This window comes from Microbulbifer hydrolyticus, from assembly GCF_009931115.1.
Taxonomy (GTDB): domain Bacteria; phylum Pseudomonadota; class Gammaproteobacteria; order Pseudomonadales; family Cellvibrionaceae; genus Microbulbifer; species Microbulbifer hydrolyticus.
Map to the genome: position 1 here is coordinate 680,722 of NZ_CP047491.1, position 18,250 is coordinate 698,971.

The window sequence follows — 18,250 nt, forward strand, 5'->3', positions numbered from 1 at the left end:
GAGTGTGCACCCCGATACTCGCGCAATGGTTCACCGAGGTTTCAGGAGTCTTTATGTCCGCAGTGCAGGTATCGTTCGACGCGCTCGCCAATCATATCGTCGCAGCGGGAGGCAAAATCGGCCCGAGCGAACTGCACGGGTTTATCTGCGGCCTTCTCGCCGCCGGTGCGCGCCCGGATCAGGCGCGCTGGAAAAAAGAAGTGGCGGAGTTTCTCGACCTGGACGCGTTGCCGGCCGACCTGACCCGGGATAGCCTAGCACTGGTTGAGCGGAGCAAGCAGGACCTCTCCGACAAAAGTTTTATCTTCCAGCCCCTGCTGAGTAGTAGCGACGAACTGGCGGAGCGCGGCCAGACCCTGTGCCTCTGGTGCGAAGGATTCCTGCACGGTTTTGGCATTGGCAAATATTCCGGCGAGCTGTTGCCAACAAGCAGTGAAGCACTGAAAGACTTTGCCGAAATTGCCCAGCTGGATGCCGCTTCTCTCGAAAACGGTGCCGAGCAGGAGCGGGAGCTTTTTGAGGTGCAGGAATACGTGCGGATGGCAGCCCTGAATATTTTTGTGGAGTGCAACCCGCCCTCATCGCACGGGGAAAATGACAAGCCTGCGGGCCCCACCCTGCACTGAGCGGGGATGCCGCGGTTTCCGTTATGAATATTTCCAAAGCTGAATATGCCCGCCGCCGGCAGCGCCTGATTGAACGGCTGGATGACAACAGCCTCGCCATTGTGCCGGCCGCCCGTGAGCAGCTGCGCTCGCGCGATACGTATTTTCCTTTTCGCCAGGACAGCGATTTTTCCTACCTGACCGGCTTTGATGAACCGGAATCATTGCTGGTTCTGGTGCCGGGCCGTGAACGGGGTGAAACTCTGCTGTTTTGTCGTGAGCGTGACGCGGAAAAGGAAATGTGGGATGGCCCACGCCTGGGGCCGGAACGCGCAGCAGAATACTGCGGACTGTGCGACGCCTTCCCTATCAGCGACCTGGACGACATCCTGCCCGGACTGCTGGAAGGACGCGATCTGATTTATTACACCATGGGTCGGTTCCCGCAACTGGATCGCCGCCTGCAAGGTTACCTGAAGGCCATCGAACAGGCGCCGGGTAGCAGTGCGCCGGGGTTAAAGCGGGCGCCGGAAATGGTGAGCCTGGATCCCCAGCTGCATGATCTGCGCCTGTTCAAAAGCGCTGCGGAAATCCGCCTGATGGCGCGGGCTGCCGAAATCAGTGCCGAGGGCCACCTCCGTGCCATGCAGCGTTGCCAGCCGGGTATGTATGAATATCAACTGGAAGCGGAGTTGCTGCATACATTCGCCACGGCGGGAGCTCGCGAGCCCGCCTACCCGAGCATTGTCGGCGGTGGTCGCAATGCCCTGGTAATGCATTACGTGGCCAACAGCGCGCCGCTCAAAAATGGCGACCTGGTTCTGGTCGATGCGGGTTGTGAATATCGCGGTTACGCCGCGGATATTACGCGCACCTACCCGGTCAATGGTCGTTTCAGCGGGCCGCAGAAGGCGGTATATGAAATTGTACTTGCCAGTCAGCAGGCGGCCATCGAGAAAATTGTGGCCGGCAACGACTGGGATCATCCCCACCTGGCCAGCGTGGAGGTGATCTGCAGAGGGCTGAAAGATCTCGGCCTGCTCAAGGGGGATCTGCACGGACTGATCGAGTCCGGCGCCTACCGCCGCTTTTATATGCACCGTGTGGGGCACTGGCTGGGTATGGATGTACACGATGTTGGCGATTACAGAGTGCATGGTCAGTGGCGACAGTTGGAGCCGGGGATGACCATGACGGTCGAGCCCGGTATCTATATCGGCGCGGAAGAGCCGGGTGTGCCGGAGAAATTCTGCGGTATCGGTATCCGTATCGAAGACGATGTTGCTTTGTTGAAAGGTGGGCCGCAGGTTCTTTCTGCTGCTGCGCCCAAATCGATCGCAGATATTGAGTACCTGATGCGCTCCGGCGACCTGGTACAGGAGACGTTGTTGTGATCCCGGATACGGCCGAAGCGATCAAAAATACCGATGTGGCGATCGTCGGCGGAGGCATGGCCGGCGCCAGCCTCGCGCTGCTGCTCGCTCACCACTGCCCGGCGCTGCAGGTTTCACTGCTGGAACGGCATGCGTTGCCAGACAGCAATGCGGTCCTCAGCCTGCCGAGCTTCGACACCCGCGCCACGGCCATTGCCGCTGGCAGTCTGCAGATATTCGATGAGCTGGGATTGTGGCCGGCACTGCGTGCGTACGCGGCACCGATTTCCAGGGTCGATGTTTCCGACCGCGGGCACAGTATGGGCGCGAGCCTGAACGCTGCGCGCGAGTCAGAGGCCAGTTTTGATGGCATGCTCGGGGCGGTGATTGAAAATGCCGCGCTCGGACCGCTGCTCTACCGCGCACTGGAAAAGACCCGTGTCGATGTATTGGCGCCCGCCGAAGTGGGTGATGTGGCAATGACCGCAGACGGAGCCGTGCTTTCATGGCGAGCTGCCGGGGCGAAAGAGGCCGACCAGCAGACGCTGCGAACGCGCCTGCTGGTCGTTGCCGATGGTACCGGCTCTCCCCTGTGCCGCCAGCTGGGAATTGCCACGCAAGAAGTGGACTATCACCAGCAGGCGCTGGTCGCCACCGTTGGCCTGCAGCGGGATCATGCTGGCGTGGCCTTCGAGCGGTTTACCGATAGCGGTCCCATGGCACTGCTGCCGTTGCCCCGCCGGGACGGCATACATCGCGCAGCGCTGGTATGGACCTGTGAGCAGGGCGATTGGGAGCGATTGGCGTCGTTGCCCGAGGATGCATTTATTGGTCATTTGCAGCAGACGTTCGGCTGGCGCGCCGGGCGTATTGTGCGTGCCGGCCGGGTACAGGGTTATCCGCTCAAACTGTCCCTCGCCCGCGAACAGGTGCGCCGCGGGCTGGCACTGGTGGGTAACTGCGCACACTTCCTGCACCCGGTGGCCGGCCAGGGCTTCAATCTCACCCTGCGCGACTGTGACGGCCTCGCCCGGACCATTGGTCGCGCAATGGCAGGGAAAGGCACGGATTTCGGGCAGGCTGGCCCCGGCGAGCTAGACTTACTTCAGGCTTATTGGCGCGAACGTCAACATGACCAGCAATTGACCATCGGGTTCAGCGATCGGGTTCCCCCCTTGTTTGCCTCGCGCAGCCTGCTGCTCAGCGGTCTGCGGCAGGCGGGATTGCTGGGCCTGGCGCTGGCACCGGCACTGCGTTCGGGTTTTGCCCGCCAGGCAGCGGGACTTGCGCTGTAAGCACACTATAACGGTGCAACCTGTACAGGCCGCCGACGATGGACCGTCCGGCCGCTTGACCATTTCTTTCCCGGAGAACCACAGCCTATGAACAGACAGCGAATGGACGTAACCATCGTCGGAGGCGGCATGGTGGGGATGGCGCAGGCAGCATTGCTTGCCGTGCGGCACCCGGAAATGCGTATTTCGCTGCTGGAAGCATCGAATGTAGACCCCCTGGTGCGGGAAGACAGTTACGACGCCCGTGTGGTCGCACTCACCGAGGCCTCCCGCGCTCTTCTGGAGGAAGTGGGGGCTTGGCAGAGGATCGCCGGCAAGCGTGAATGCCCCTATACCCAGATGCGGGTATGGGATGCGGAGGGCACCGGCTCGGTGTGGTTCGACTGCCGCGATGTGAAGTTGCCAAACCTCGGCCATATCGTGGAAAACAGCGTGATTCTGGCGGCCCTGCGTGAGCGCATAGCCGAGTTGAGTAATGTCGACCTGGTCACCGGCTTCAAGCTGGAGAGCTGGTGGCGGGATTGCGGCCTCTGGCATCTGCAGTCGCGCAGCCCCGACCGGGAAACGGTGGAGGGGCTGGATAACCAGTCCCCGGTGCTTACCACCCGCCTTTTGATTGGCGCCGACGGAGCGCGTTCGCGTGTACGGGACCTGCTGCGAATCCGTACCCGGGATGTGGAGTATCAGCAGACGGCCCTCGTTTGTGTTGCCCGCTGTGAGCAGTCGCACCAGTCGACCGCCTGGCAGCGTTTTCTGGATACCGGCCCGCTGGCATTCCTGCCCCTTGCCGGGCTGGGTGACGACCGCCATTGCGCGGTGGTCTGGTCGGCCGACGACAGTCTCGCCCGCGAGCTCGTCATGCTGGATGACAAGGCGTTTGCCCTGAACCTGGAGAAGGCCTTCGAAAGCCGCCTCGGCACCATCGAGTCGGTGAGTGAGCGTTTCTCCTTTGCCCTGCGCGCGCGCCATGCGGAGTCCTACTTCGGGCCTGGTGCGGTACTGATCGGCGATGCCGCCCACAGTATCCACCCACTTGCCGGGCAGGGGGTCAACCTGGGCTTGATGGACGTACTGGTACTGAGTGAAGAGATCGACCGTGCCATCAAGCGGGATATTTCTCCCTCACACGCCTCGGTACTTACCCGTTATCAGCGCCGTCGTCGCGGAGAAAATGCCGCGACCCTCAAGGCCATGAGTACATTCAAATCCCTGTTCGGTGCCGGCGACCTGCACTGGCGCTGGTTGCGCAACACCGGCCTGAGTATGGTGGATGCCAGCCCGCTACTGAAAAAGCGCATCATCATGCGCGCCATGTCGGTGTGATGGCGCGAGCCGGGCATCGCTGGGCGGATACAAAAAACGCGGCAATCCGGCCGCGTTTTTTTATGGCGTCGTCCTGGCGTTTCCGGAATCCCCCGGAGAAATTTGTTAGAGTCCCGCGTTCGCATTTTTAACTTTAGATTTTTTAACTGTAGATTTGAGTAGGCCTGCGTTTGAGCAACTGGATTACTGTCTGTGAATTTCCCCTGAGTGAGGACCTGTCGGCGGTGGCCGAATTTATCCATCGTCATCAGCTGCCGATGCGCATCAGTGAGGAAAACAATTGCCAGTGTGTCGCCAGCCTGGCGCCACAACTGGTAGAGCCGATGCAGCAGTTGCTGGAGCGCTGGCGGGCGGGGGAAGTGGATCTTTCCCAGATCCAGGTGCACACCTACGATGCGGACCAGCCCATGCCGGAGCCCACACCGGCGCCGGCAACAGACAGTGGAGAGGGGGGCGAGCCTGGTGCACAGCCGGATGCACCCGCGGATGCAGCGGCGAAACCCAAACCTCAGCAGATGGTCCCGCCATCGGTGATTCCACAGTGGTCACTGCGGCAGACGCCGTTGAGCCTGATCCTGATTGCGCTGTGTTTTATCGGCTGGTTTTTACAATGGTCGGGTCTGGACTCGGGGCTTGTGATCTCCCCTCAACCTCCTGGGGACTTCAATATTCCCGATTCGAGTTTGGGGCAGCACATCGCAGCAAGTGAATTCTGGCGTTTGTGGACGCCGGCAATGATCCATTTCTCATTGCCCCACGCTCTGTTTAACAGTCTTGGCATATGGATCGTTGGCCGGTCACTGGAAGCCAGAGCGGGAACGTTATTGTTTACATTATTAGTACTAATCGTTGCTCCCGTCGCTAATTTTCTACAATTCCTCTGGTCTCCTGAGATCAAGTTCGGAGGGATGTCAGGCGTGGTCTATGGAATGGTTGGTGCGGTTTTCGTCATTCAGATATGGGCACCGCGCTGGAAAGATGTTCCAAAATCCGTAATTTGGCTGATGATTGTTTGGCTCGTATTGTGTGCGATAGGCGTTGTTGAAAAAATATTTTCAGTCGGTATTGCCAACGCAGCGCATATTGGCGGTTTTGCCGCGGGCCTGCTGCTCGCGCTGATATTCTGCGCGGCAGGCGGCGCGCGGCGGTATTTTTCCGCCGGGCATGGGCGTACCGCAGAAGCCATTTCCGATTCCCGAAAAGAATTCTGATCACTCATGTTGCTACTGATTGTCTACATACTGATTGCGCTGGTTTTTTCCTTCCTGTGCTCCATTGCAGAGTCGGTAATCCTCAGTGTCACTCGCCCCTATGTCAGTCTGATGGAGCGGGAGGGGCACAAGTCTGGACGACTGTTACGACAGTTGAAGGACGATATCAACGCGCCGCTGGCCGCCATCCTGACCCTGAATACCGTCGCGCACACTGTGGGAGCGGCCGGGGCGGGCGCGCAGGCCGCGGCGGTATTCGGAAACCAGTACCTCGGAATAGCCTCCGCCGTGCTGACCCTGTTGATCCTGGTTTTTTCCGAAATCATTCCAAAAACGCTCGGCGCTCTCTACTGGCGGCAGTTGGCTCCGGTCACCGCGTATGGCCTGCGTTATCTGGTATGGCTGCTCAAGCCCTTTGTGTGGCTTTCCGAACAGTTGACCCGGGGCCTCACTCACGGGCCGGTATTGACCGGGTTCAGTCGCGAGGAATTTGCGGTGATGGCGGAGCTCGGGGAGGCCGAGGGGCAGCTGGAACGGCACGAGTCCAGTATCCTGCACAACCTGTTCTTTACCCTGCGGGATCACTCCGTACGCGAGGTAATGACACCGCGCACCGTGGTGTTTTCCCTGCCACAGGAACTGAGTATCGCCGAGGCCTACGAGCAGGTAGAGAACAGTCGCTTTTCACGTATTCCCGTGTACGAACAGGATGACCCGGACCTGGTGGTCGGCTTCGTACTGAAACAGGACCTGCTGTTGGCCTATGCTCGTGGTGAGCGCGAGGATTCCCTGCGCGGATTGCGCCGCGACTTGCTGATGGTTCCGGAAACCGCAGCCATATATCAGGTGTTTCACAAGATGCTGGCGCGGCGGCTGCAGATCAGCGCGGTAGTGGATGAATACGGCAGTCTGGAAGGGCTGGTGACCCTGGAAGATATCCTGGAGACCCTGCTCGGAGAGGAGATCCTCGACGAGGCGGACAAAACGCCCGATCGCCAGGAGTTGGCCAAGCGTTTGTGGCGGTGGCGGTCCAAGCGCTATGGCCTGCGGGTGGATGAAGCGGCACAGCGGGAGCAGGCCGGTGAAGAGCCCCATGATATTCTGCGGGAGGAAATTCAGCGGCAGCTACACGAGGGCGAAGACTCCCGGGATACTGCCCCGGGCTCGGTCGACAGCTCAGGGCACAAGGATAGCGACAGCGACAGGCAGGGCGACAAAAAAAACGACAGCCAGAGCAAGAGACCGGGCGACAAAAAGTAACGGCGCGTCACTGCCCATTTGCGCCTGCTTCCGATCCCACCAGTATCGTCTGGGAATGGATCAACCGGATATATCAACGGTTCATCGCAAGGGACTTGAAAAATGCATGGTTCGAGCGGATAACAACATATGCGAGTCGCGATTAGGTGGCCGCTGAAACCGTCGGGGCTTGTTTCCCAAGGCTCCGGTGAACTCCGATTCAGGTAGTGGATTGAAAGTGCGCGTTGGAATACTGCTGATACTGCTGCAATCTGTGCTGCTCTGCGCTGAAACTCGCGCGGAGGGTCAGACCCTACAGCTCGAGTCCGCAGACAAGGTTGTGCGCGCGCTGCTGCTGGATGGCAACGGGGAGCAACAGGACGAGCCCGATATCGTCCTGGTGAGCAGTTCCCTTGTTGTTGCTTTCACTGGTGCCGCCGTTGCGCCGCTGCCTTTTCAACAAGCCCCTCTATACTCTGCGGCGTATACCGCCCACCCCATCCGCGGGCCACCTGCCCGGCAATAATTCCCTGTTATCGAATCCGGCACTGGCGGCTCTCCGCTTTGTTGTCAGTGCCTCTCCAGTATTGGTCGCGGTCGCTTCCGATAGCGGCAGACTGCGCCCGGAAAATGAAGAGAATTATTGTCATGAAAAAACTTGATCTGGTCCCATTACAGGACAGCGACAAGCTGGTTTTCCCTGAAGAGTTTCACGAGCTGAGCCTGGAATCACCCGCGCTTCACTTTGTCACCGATTTTAAAAAACACCACCCGGCGGTACTGACGGCTTCTGTTTCCGCAATGGACGCGGCAGAGGTGTTGCGAGCGGGGCACCTGTCGTGGGTGCTAGTGATGGACCATCGGGGAGACTTTGTTGGGCTACTTACCGCCGAGGATGCGTCCTACCAGCGCGTAATGCAGAGGGTGGCGGCAGGGCAAAGCCGCGATGAACTGACCGTGGGCGATCTGATGCGGCGCCGCAGCCGCTTGCAGTACCTGGGGCGCGACCAGTTGCAGGGCGCCACCATTCGCGAGGTGCTGGAAGCCATGCGTCACAGCGGGCAGCGTCACTGCCTGGTGGTGGATATGGACCGGCATCATGTGCGGGGAGTAATCAGTTCAGAAGATGTGGCCGCGCGTTTGCATATGGACTACACCATCGATACCCCGGAAAACTTTGCCGAATTGCTGCGCGCGGTTTCCGCGATGCATTGACGGCTCCCCCACTCACTTCCTTCCATCGGACCGGCCCTCAGCGGGCCGGGTCGATCGTTTCCCCGAGGCTGTTGTTCACCCGGAACCAGCCGGTAACACTGTAGCGCGGCCGGTGCGTGGTAAGCACTTCGTGGGGAAATTCCTCGGAAAGGAAAATCACCATCTGCCCGAAGCGCGGCGCCACCCGTTCGATGACGGTATCGCTATCCGGCGCATAGATCTGTAGCTCGCCTCCGTCCCTGGGCTGCCAGTTGGGGGTGAGGTACAGCACCGTGCTGACAACCCGATTGGTGTTGCCTTTGAACGCATCAACGTGCTTTTTGTAGTAACTGCCGCGATCGTAGCGTGCGTAGTGGCACTCGTAGTCGAAAAGCCCCAGAAACAGTCTCCGGTTCAGCCCGAGGCGCAGTGCCTCGGCCCAGCTCAAATAGGCGCTGACTGCCGGGTTGCTCCTGTCCAGCCAGAAAATCTCGTCGGTGCGCACAAACTGGTTCAGCTGGTGGTCCTGCTCGCGGCCGATACCGGCGGCCTGGAAGCGCGCGCGGTCGATGGAGCGAAAATGTCGCAGCAGCGACCCCAGTAGCGCAGGGGGCACCGGGGCGGGCAGGACGATATAACCGGTTTCACGCAGCGCGCTGGCGATCCGATCCAGGGGATCGTTGCCATCGGGACCGCGCCGCCAGGTGTCGCCCTCGAGGGCCTCCGCGAGAGGGCTCGTGAGAGATAGAGCAGCGTTCAATCAGGTGTGTTCCGAACGTGGCTGCGGGAAAGGGACGACCGGGCCAGCGGGTGCCGGCGGGAATGGGCCATCGTGCGCAGCAGGTTGATAAGGCCGGTCTTTATACCGCCGCCCGCACTGCTGCACCAGTAAAATTTATCGCGCCAGAGTGAGATCCCAGCCGGTCAGCAGAATGGTTACGGTTACCGCGCCCACCAGCAGGTTCATGGGGATACCGACTTTCAGATAATCCGAGAAACGGTAGCCGCCAGGGCCGTATACCATCAGGTTCGTCTGGTAGCCCAGCGGGGTGGCGAAACTGGCGGAGGCCGCCATCATCACCGCAAACATGAATGGCTCGGGGTTGAGCCCGGCGCTGGCGGTAATCTGCAGCACAATGGGTACCATGATGATGGCCGCCGCGTTATTGGTGACCATCTCGGTAAGGAGGGAGACGCACAGGTAAATCAGGATCAGCATCAACCAGGGGTGCCCGTAGGAAAGCGAGATTACGCCCTCCGCCAGCATCGCGGCCACGCCGGTTTTCTGCAGCGCGACGCCCAGTGCGAAGGAGGCCGCAATGGTGATCAGTACCGGCAGGTCGAGGCTTTTCTGCGCCTGGTTCACCGAGCAGCAGCGCGTGAGCAGCATGGCGCCGGCGCCAATCAGGGAGGCGTTCAGCATGCTGATCAGGCCGGTGCCTGCCGCCAGCACGATCGCGATCAGGATGAGCCAGGAGGTCAATCCCTTCTCGTGACGCGGGCTCTCCGCTTCCAGGTCGTTGATCAGCAGGAAATCCTTGCTGTAACGCTGGCGCATCACGAAGCCGGGGCGCGCTTCCAGCAGCAGGGAGTCACCGGCTTTCAGTTTGATACTGCCGAGATTGCCCGCCACCCGCCGGCCCTCGCGGGCCACCGCCAGCACTGCGGCACCGTAGCGTGCGCGGAACTGTGCATCGCGGATACTACTGCCAATGACCTCGCATTGCGGGGATACCACCACCTCCACCAGGCGACGTTCTTCGACACCCGAAGTGAGGACGGTGGTGCCGTCGTGATGGTCCGACGGCACAATGCCGCGCATGCGCAGAAGGTCGGAAATCGCTTCGGTGTCGCCGGCAAACACCAGCCGATCGCCGCCACGCAGTTTTTCACCGGAGCGTACCGGGGTAATTACGCGGCCGTCCCGCTCAATTTCCACCAGGTACACACGGCGAAGCCCCCGCAGGCCCGCATCCTCTACAGTCTGCCCGACCAGAGGGCCGGCACTGTCGATGGCGACTTCAAGAGTGAATTCACGCAGGTTGCCGAAGGGTTTTTTCTCGCGACGGTCGGGCAGCCAGCGTGGGAAAAACAGCAGCATGAAGGCAATGCCGACCAGCGCAGCGGGCAGCCCCACCGCAGCGATGGAGAACAGGGAGAACCCCTCGCTGCCGGTAATGGCCTGGTACTGGCCGTTGACCACCAGGTTGGTGCTGGTGCCGATCAGGGTCAGGGTGCCGCCGAGGATGGCACCGTAACTGAGAGGGATCATCAGCTTGGAGGGGGCGATATCGATACGCTTGGCCCAGGCGTTCAGCGCCGGGATCATGGTGGCGACCACCGGCGTGTTGTTGAGGTAGCCGGACAGGGCCACCACCGGCGCAAACACCCGCAGCATGGCGGAGCGTACCGTGTTCGGACGCCCCAGCAGGTGCTTTACCATCATGTCGATACCGCCGGAGGAATGGATGCCGGCAGCCACCACAAACATGGCCGCCACGGTGATCAGGCCGCTGTTACTGAAGCCGGACAGGGCCTCCGCCGGAGTAAGAATCCCGCTGACACTCAACAGTGTCAGCGCCGCCATCATCACCAGATAGGCCTGAATACGGGTAAAAATCAGTGTGGCCAGTACGGCGAAAACGAGAAAAAGGGAAAACCAGCCAGACCAATCCATAGTATTGCGAGTTCTTTCGGGGGCAGTTGACGGCTAAAGCTACTGCAAACGCTTTGGCACCAAAAGTTATTTTTTCGCATATTTATATAGCGTTGCGACGAATACTACAGCGATTGCCGCAGGGTTGGTGCGTCCGGACTGCTTCAGAATCGCCGGAGAATAATATTTTTCACTGCGGCTGCTAGGCTTTGCAGAGGATTGGCGTCTGGTATCTGCGGCTGCGCGGCCGGTAGAATACGCGGCTTTCTATTTAGGGCCTGTTGCTCGGCCCGCGCTATCGACGGCACGCAGTCCGCGCCTTCATTTGGTTTCAAGACATAGTTGTTTCAAGAGATAGTTGTTTCAAGACATAGTTTCAGAACACGGGATTCAGCACAGAATGGGAAATAAAACCGCGCTTTACGATGCCCACGTTGCCATGGGCGGAAAAATGGTGGATTTTGGTGGCTGGGATATGCCGCTGCACTACGGTTCGCAGCTGGAGGAGCACCACAAGGTGCGCCAGGACGCGGGCATGTTTGATGTGTCCCACATGACCGTGGTGGATGTAGACGGCGATGGCGCCAGAGACTTCCTGCGCACCCTGCTCGCCAACGATGTCGCCAAGCTCGACGGCAAGCCGGGCAAGGCGCTCTACACTGGCATGCTGAATGATAAGGGCGGTGTAGTAGACGACCTGATCGTCTATCTGCGCGATCCGGGCTACCGTGTAGTGGTTAACTGCGCTACCCGCGAAAAGGATCTCGCATGGATGAACCAGCAGGCCGCTTCCTTCGACGTGACCCTCAGCGAGCGTCCGCATCTGGCGATGATCGCTATTCAGGGGCCGCAGGCTATCGACAAGGTGAAAGAAGTGATGGGCATCGACTGGGCTGCAGCCATCGATGACCTCAAGGTTTTCAACAGCTTTTCCCGCGGAGACTGGTTTTTGGCGCGCACCGGCTACACCGGTGAAGACGGCCTGGAGATCATGCTGAACAACGACGACGCGCCGGGTTTCTGGAATGCGCTGGCGGGTGCGGGCGTAGCACCCTGTGGTCTCGGCGCGCGGGATACCCTGCGTCTGGAAGCCGGCATGAACCTGTACGGTCATGAGATGGACGACGATACTTCGCCGCTGCAGGCGAATATGGCGTGGACCATCGCGTGGGAGCCGGAGGACCGCAAGTTCGTCGGCCGCGAGGCACTGGAACAGGAAAAAGCCGCGGGCGTGGAAAACAAGCTGGTTGGCCTGGTCCTGGAAGAGCGCGGCGTTCTGCGTGCAGGGCAAGAGGTTGTGGTGGACGGCGAGGATCGCCGCGGTATCATCACCAGCGGAACTTTCTCTCCCACCCTGGGATATTCCATTGCCATGGCCCGGGTACCGGTGAGTGTTGGTGACACCGCACAGGTCGAGATCCGCAAAAAGCTGATCCCGGTGCGCGTGGTAAAACCGAGTTTTGTGCGTAACGGCAAGTCTCTGGTATGAGTACACCGTTGGGCCACTGGATCATTTTCTGAATACACTGTTTACAGCTTATTTTGAGGGAAGAACCCATGAGCGATATTCGCAGCGAACTGAAATACGCCTCCAGCCACGAGTGGGCGCGGTTGGAAGAGGACGGCACGGTAACCGTGGGCATCAGTGACCACGCCCAGGATGCCCTGGGTGATGTGGTTTACGTGGAAACCCCGGAAGTTGGCCAGACCCTGAACGCCGGTGAAGAAGCGGGCGTGGTTGAGTCGGTAAAAGCGGCCAGCGATATCTACGCGCCGATCTCCGGTGAAGTAATCGCCGTCAACGAAGCACTGGAAGACGAGCCGGAAACCGTGAACTCCAGCCCTTACGATGACGGCTGGTTCTTCAAGGTGAAGCCGAGTGACGAGAGTGAGCTGGACAAGCTGATGGACGCGGACGCGTACAGAGCGGAGAGCGAAGAGGACTGATTCCCCTTTATCTCTTATGCGAAACGCCGGGCCTTGTGCCTGGCGTTTTTGTTTGTGTTTCGCGGATTTGTGTCCGGCTCAGATATTCGAGCTTGCCTCAGCCTGCTGCGGCTGCACCAGCCCGCCAATACCGAGATCCTGCAAATACTCGTAAAGCTTTGCCTCGATCTGCTCGGGGCTTTCCATTTTCAGTACTTGCTGGAGCAAGCGGTCCAGGTCGGACTTGTTCACTTCCCTCAGGGCCGCTTTCACCCGCAGCAGGTTGGTGGCGTTCATCGAAAGAACATCGTAGCCCATGGCCACCAGTAACAGCGCTCCACCGGGGTCGCCGGCGAGCTCGCCACAGATACCCACCTTGGTACTGGTCTCATGCCCCGCGGTAACCACCTGTAACAGTGCCTGCAAAACCGCCGGATGGAAGCTGTGGTAGATACCCGCCACGCGGCTGTTGTTGCGGTCCACCGCCAGCAGGTACTGGGTCAGATCGTTGCTGCCCACCGACATAAAATCCACGCGTTTGGCCAGCTCGCGTGCCTGATATACCGCTGAGGGCACCTCAATCATGATTCCCAGCGGCGGGCGCTGGATTGCGTAGCCCTCGTCCACAAGCTCGCAGTAGGCGCGGTCCACCAGCTTGCGCGCCGCTTCCAGCTCGCCGACACCGCTGATCATTGGCAGCATGATGCGCAGGTTGTCGAGCCCGAGGCTGGCTTTCATCATCGCCCGCACCTGGGCCAGGAAGATTTCCGGATGATCCAGGGTTACGCGGATGCCGCGCCAGCCGAGAAACGGGTTGGTTTCCTCGATCGGGAAGTACGAAAGCGCCTTGTCGCCGCCGATATCCAGGGTGCGCATGGTAACCGGGCGGGGGGCGAAGGCCTGTAGCTGTTCGCGGTAGATTTCCCGCTGCTCTTCCTCAGAGGGAAAGCGGTCGCGCAGCAGGAAAGGGACTTCGGTGCGGTAGAGGCCGACGCCCTCGGCACCGCGCTCCAATGAGCGCACTACGTCGGCCATCAGGCCAGTGTTCACCCACAGGCGTATGCGGTGGCCATCCGCGGTCTCACACGGGAGTTTGGCGAGGTGGTCCAGGTTGCGCGCGAGCTCGCGCTCTTCTTCCACGATGGCGTCGTAGCGGCGCTTCAGTTCCACACTGGGGTTGATGTGCAGTTCGCCGCGGTAGCCGTCTACCACCAGGTCGACGCCGTCCACCTGCTCCCAGGGCAGTTCCTGCGCGCCCATTACCGCCGGCACACCCATGGCGCGCGCAATGATGGAGACGTGGCTGTTGGCGGAGCCCTTGATGGACACGAGCCCTGCGAGCTTCTCCCGGGGCACATCGGCAAGTACCGACGCGGTGAGTTCCTCGCCGATCAGAATGGTGTTGTCCGGGTATTCGCGGAGGCTCTGTTCCTGCTGGCGCAGGTGCATCAGCACCCGCGCACCGAGATCGCGTACATCGGCGGCGCGCTCGCGGAAATAGGAGTCAGACATCGCCTCAAAGCGCCGAACATGTTCCAGCATCACCTCGGCCCAGGCGCGGCTGGCAGTGAGTTGCTGGCGGATGCGCTCGCACACTTCGACGGCGATGGAATTGTCGTCAAGCATGCTGATGTAGGCGTCGAACAGCGCGCGTTCTTCCTTGTTCAGGTCGTTCTTCAGCCGTTCCCCGACATCGCGGATTTCATCCCGCGCAGCGGCCAGGGCCTGGTGGAACAGGTTGAGCTCGCCTTCCACATCCATGGTGCAGGCAAAGGGTACCGTGGCGAGGTTGGCCGGTGGCGCGACGATATGTGCGCGACCGATGGCTACTCCGGGGGAGGCGGCGAGGCCGGTGAATTTCGCCTCATTGCGCTGCTGGCCCATATTGGCCAGGGCGCCGGTGGCCTCAGCGTGGGCGATAACCCCGGCAAGCTGGGCGGAAAGTGTGACCAGAAAGGCCTCTTCGCCCTCGTCGAACCGGCGCCGCTCGGTTTGCTGTACCACCAGCACACCGAGCACATTGCGGTGGTGGATGATGGGGGTGCCGAGAAACGCGGAGAAGCGTTCCTCGCCGGTGGCGGGGAAGTACTGGAATGCGGGGTGGGCTTCGGCGTGCTCCAGGTTGATGGGCTCCTCGCGGGTAGCGACGTTACCTACCAGACCCTCGCCAGGTGCCAGATGCACCTGGCCAACGGCGTCCTGGTTCAGGCCCTCGGTGGCCATCAACACGTAGTTGCCCGTTTGTTTGTCGCGCAGGTAAACCGAACACACCTTGGTGTTCATTACATCCCTTACCCGACGGACAATAATGCCCAGCGCGGTGGTGAGATCCCGGGCGGTGTTTACTTCCTGAACGATACTGCGCAGTGATCCGAGCAAAGTGGCTTTCCTCGCCGTATTCTTGCGGCTCCGCGCGCTGGCGTCGCCGTCGTTAGCTGTGCGAGCCTTTTCCCCGCGTGGCTCTGCACCACCTGGGTAATCGGGTTACTGCTCGCGCTTCAGCCAGCGTCTTTCCAATTGTAATTGCGTGGGCGCGAGCTCCGTGAGCGCACGCCGGTAAACCTCACGTTTAAAGGTCACGACTTTGGTCAGTGGGTGCCAGTAGCTCACCCATCGCCAGTGATCAAATTCCGGTTTGTAGCCGTTATCGAAACTGATGTTGCTTTCTTCGGCGTTCAGTTGCAGCAGATACCACTTCTGTTTTTGGCCGATGCACAGGGGCTCGGAACGGCGCCTTACCAGGCGCTGTGGCAGGCGGTAGCGGAGCCAGCCGCGGGTGCTGGCGAGTAATGTCACTTGGCTGCGGGTCAGACCCACCTCCTCATAGAGCTCGCGATAAAGCGCCTGCTCGGGGGACTCGCCGGGGTTGATGCCGCCCTGCGGGAATTGCCATGCGTCTTTGCCGCCTACCCTGCGCGCCCAGAGGGCCTGACCGCGCTCGTTCAGGACAATGATGCCGACATTCGGGCGGAAGCCCTCGCTGTCGATATTGCTGCTGTTGTCCGAAGCTGCACCAGTATTTTCCGCGCTCGATTTGCGGGTATTTTTTCCGCCACCGGATTTGTCGTTGCGCGCGGAGGACCTGGCGGGTCTGCGGCGGTTTTTACGCCCGGCGGGTGTCTGCTTGCCGTCGCCCAAAATACCGTCCTCAAATTTTTGTGGTGCCGATTCGTGAGGTAAGGAATACCTGCCGCACCATAATGTCCTGCATTGTTCCACAGCGACCGAATTACGGCAATTCGGTGACATCGGTCGGTGTATCCCACGCCCCGGCGGGGTAAAATCTGCCGCCTCGGGGTGCCACGGGTGGCGGCTATACCTCCGTGCGGAAAGGAACAGTGGTACCGATTTGGCGTAAAAAATCACCGTAGGGGCAACCTGCGCGTCAATGGTGCCCTATAGTCAATAAAGGAGATTTTTGTGCAATTGGCGATTTTTGATCTGGATAACACCCTGATTGGCGGTGACAGCGATCATGCCTGGGGGGAATTTCTGGTGACCCGAGAGTGTGTGGACGGTGAGCGCTTTCGTAGCGAGAACGACCGCTTCTACCGGGATTACCAGAGCGGCGATCTGGATATCTTCGCCTACCTGACCTTTGCCCTTGAGCCGCTGGCGCAGCTTTCCCGGGGACAGCTGCAGAACTTGCAGCGGGAATTCATGCGCGAGGTGATCGGCGATATCTGGTTGCCGCACGCGGAGACGTTGATCCAGCGGCACCGGGATGCGGGACATCACATCATGATTATCACCGCCACCAACCGCTTTGTGGTTGAGCCGATTGCCTCCAGGCTGGGTGTGGACACCCTGCTGGCAACCGAGCCGGAAGAGGTAAATGGCCAATTCACCGGCCGGGTCGCCGGTCAGCCCTGCTTCCAGGAGGGCAAGGTGGTGCGCCTGCAGCAGTGGCTGGATCAGCACCCGCGCTATGCCCAGGGCGAAAAATGGTTTTACAGCGACTCCATCAATGACCTGCCGCTGTTGCAGCAGGTAGAGCATCCCGTCGCAGTGGACCCGGATGCGCAGCTGCGCGATGCAGCGCTGACCCGGGGCTGGCAGGTTATCAGCCTGCGCGGCGATCACGAGGATTTCGCCAGCGCACTGAAGCTGTGAGTACTCACCGCTGAATGGAACGGTCCAACACGTACAGTAAAGAGTTCGGAAAACACGTGAAATACGCAGTCATCAAATCGTTCTCGCCCCTGACCCGGGCACTGCCCCTGGCGCTGGTTCTGACCGGAGGGCTGATGCTGGGAAGTGGTTGCGAGCGCAAGGCGCCGGAAACCGAAACGGAAACCGGCGTAGCGACACCGCCGGCACAAGTGATTAACGAAGCCGCCGCCGAGGCATTCTCTGCCGAGTACTGGCAGGCCGGGCAGGCGCAGATCATCGATGCCGAGGCCGCCGCGCAGGCGCTTCAGCGTGCGGTGGCTCAGCTACTGCAGGCACCTACGGAAGACCATCTGGAGGCGGCCAAGTTGGCCTGGCTGGACGCCCACCGCGAGCTGGCGGGTGCACTGCCATTTATCAAGGTGGCATTCTCGCCGGCAGAGCTGCAGCAGCAGGGGAAAGAGCTGCTGCTGGCGCTGGACAGCTGGCCGACCCAGGCTGGGTATCTGGATACGGTACCGGGGTATTCCACCAGCGGTATCGTCAATGACACCGCCATCGAACTGACACTTGCCAACCTGCGCAAGCAACACCGGCTCACTGCGCACGAAGAGGCCAGTACCGGTTTTCACGCGCTGGAGGTGATGCTTTGGGGACCGACCAGTGAGCGCACCGCGGACCAGTTCGCCAAGTCGACAGGTGGCGAGCAGCCGGAGGCTCAGGCTTCCAATCGCCGCCGCGAGCTGACGCGCCTGATAGCCCAGGGCATCCACGAAGACCTTTCCGGCCTGGCCACGCGCTGGCCATTGACCGCCAACGACTTGTCCCAGCGCTATCTGGCCAAGCCTCCCGCGTCGCGCCTGCAGTGGATTCGTTCGGCACACATGGATCTGCTGAGCAATGAAGTCCTGCCGCGGATGCCGGAAAGTTCTGAAAGTGATGTGGAAAGCGGTCGCGCGGCGGATTCCAAACAGGCACTGCTGGCCATGTTGCGCAACCTGCAGGCCAGTTGGCTGCCGGAAGGCGGCGGTGGCCTGGCAGACTTGATGCTGGATCGCCATCAGACCACTGCGCTGGCGCAGACGTTTGCGGAGCTGGAACAGAGGCTACTGAAGATGGAAGATCCCATTGAGCTGGCAGATCCTGCGGAGCTACAGCGGGCCCGTCATCAGGTCGAAGCGCTGTTAGGGCTGCTGTCCGGTGACACCCAGGTGCCCGCGCGGGAGGAGGATATGACGCCGGTGAGCCTGACGAGGCCGGCGGAGTAATGACGCGGTTTCATCTTTTCCCAACGCAAAAAACCCAGGCAAAGCCTGGG

Annotated in this window: 16 protein-coding genes; 12 read left to right on the top strand and 4 right to left on the bottom strand. The window is 60.5% G+C overall.

The features are described from left to right. Positions 1-53: 53 nt before the first annotated feature. From GTQ55_RS02860 to GTQ55_RS02895, 8 genes are all read left to right on the top strand, one after another. Positions 54-626: a UPF0149 family protein gene (locus GTQ55_RS02860; protein ID WP_161857381.1), complete on the top strand. Its 573-nt coding sequence runs from the start codon at positions 54-56 to the stop codon at positions 624-626. Between the two features lie 23 nt (positions 627-649). Beyond that, a complete protein-coding gene (gene pepP, locus GTQ55_RS02865) occupies positions 650-1,999 on the top strand; it encodes a Xaa-Pro aminopeptidase (RefSeq protein ID WP_161857382.1) in 1,350 nt (449 codons plus the stop codon). Continuing rightward, positions 1,996-3,273 (top strand): FAD-dependent monooxygenase, encoded by a 1,278-nt coding sequence (locus GTQ55_RS02870; RefSeq protein WP_237567788.1) that lies wholly within the window; start codon positions 1,996-1,998, stop codon positions 3,271-3,273. The genes pepP and GTQ55_RS02870 overlap by 4 nt, the downstream gene beginning before the upstream one ends. An 87-nt stretch (positions 3,274-3,360) precedes the next feature. Next, entirely contained in the window at positions 3,361-4,596 is a 1,236-nt protein-coding gene (locus GTQ55_RS02875; protein WP_237567789.1) for a UbiH/UbiF/VisC/COQ6 family ubiquinone biosynthesis hydroxylase, read from the top strand. A 170-nt stretch (positions 4,597-4,766) separates the two neighbouring features. Next, positions 4,767-5,807, top strand: a complete 1,041-nt coding sequence (locus GTQ55_RS02880) for a rhomboid family intramembrane serine protease (RefSeq protein WP_161857383.1) — start codon at positions 4,767-4,769, stop codon at positions 5,805-5,807. 6 nt (positions 5,808-5,813) lie between these two features. After that, the gene (locus GTQ55_RS02885; protein WP_161857384.1) at positions 5,814-7,067 is read left to right on the top strand and encodes a hemolysin family protein; all 1,254 of its coding nucleotides are present in this window, start codon (positions 5,814-5,816) and stop codon (positions 7,065-7,067) included. A 217-nt stretch (positions 7,068-7,284) separates the two neighbouring features. Further along, on the top strand, positions 7,285-7,572 hold the full coding sequence (locus GTQ55_RS02890) for a hypothetical protein (RefSeq protein WP_237567790.1): 288 nt from the start codon (positions 7,285-7,287) through the stop codon (positions 7,570-7,572). A 122-nt stretch (positions 7,573-7,694) separates the two neighbouring features. Continuing rightward, complete coding sequence (locus tag GTQ55_RS02895) at positions 7,695-8,261, top strand: CBS domain-containing protein (RefSeq protein ID WP_161857386.1); 567 nt, start codon at positions 7,695-7,697, stop codon at positions 8,259-8,261. Between the two features lie 37 nt (positions 8,262-8,298). Here the strand turns inward: GTQ55_RS02895 and GTQ55_RS02900 are convergent, their stop codons facing one another. Next, positions 8,299-9,000, bottom strand: a complete 702-nt coding sequence (locus tag GTQ55_RS02900; protein ID WP_161857387.1) for a 2OG-Fe(II) oxygenase — start codon at positions 8,998-9,000, stop codon at positions 8,299-8,301. A gap of 135 nt (positions 9,001-9,135) precedes the next feature. Next, positions 9,136-10,917: an SLC13 family permease gene (locus tag GTQ55_RS02905; RefSeq protein ID WP_161857388.1), complete on the bottom strand. Its 1,782-nt coding sequence runs from the start codon at positions 10,915-10,917 to the stop codon at positions 9,136-9,138. A 379-nt stretch (positions 10,918-11,296) separates the two neighbouring features. On the opposite strand from GTQ55_RS02905, the gene gcvT reads away from it, so the two are divergent. Beyond that, a complete protein-coding gene (gcvT, locus tag GTQ55_RS02910) occupies positions 11,297-12,385 on the top strand; it encodes a glycine cleavage system aminomethyltransferase GcvT (RefSeq protein ID WP_161857389.1) in 1,089 nt (362 codons plus the stop codon). Positions 12,386-12,453: 68 nt separating this feature from the next. Then, entirely contained in the window at positions 12,454-12,843 is a 390-nt protein-coding gene (gcvH, locus tag GTQ55_RS02915; RefSeq protein ID WP_161857390.1) for a glycine cleavage system protein GcvH, read from the top strand. 78 nt (positions 12,844-12,921) lie between these two features. Here gcvH and ptsP read toward each other — a convergent pair whose 3' ends face one another. Both ptsP and rppH read right to left on the bottom strand, forming a co-directional pair. Then, positions 12,922-15,201, bottom strand: a complete 2,280-nt coding sequence (ptsP, locus tag GTQ55_RS02920; RefSeq protein ID WP_161857391.1) for a phosphoenolpyruvate--protein phosphotransferase — start codon at positions 15,199-15,201, stop codon at positions 12,922-12,924. 105 nt (positions 15,202-15,306) lie between these two features. After that, entirely contained in the window at positions 15,307-15,810 is a 504-nt protein-coding gene (rppH, locus tag GTQ55_RS02925) for an RNA pyrophosphohydrolase (protein WP_161859972.1), read from the bottom strand. A 432-nt stretch (positions 15,811-16,242) separates the two neighbouring features. Here rppH and GTQ55_RS02930 point away from each other — a divergent pair, with 432 nt between their 5' ends. Both GTQ55_RS02930 and GTQ55_RS02935 read left to right on the top strand, forming a co-directional pair. Then, positions 16,243-16,935, top strand: a complete 693-nt coding sequence (locus tag GTQ55_RS02930) for a histidinol-phosphatase (RefSeq protein WP_161857392.1) — start codon at positions 16,243-16,245, stop codon at positions 16,933-16,935. 56 nt (positions 16,936-16,991) lie between these two features. Beyond that, on the top strand, positions 16,992-18,200 hold the full coding sequence (locus GTQ55_RS02935) for an imelysin family protein (protein ID WP_237567791.1): 1,209 nt from the start codon (positions 16,992-16,994) through the stop codon (positions 18,198-18,200). Positions 18,201-18,250 lie beyond the last annotated feature (50 nt).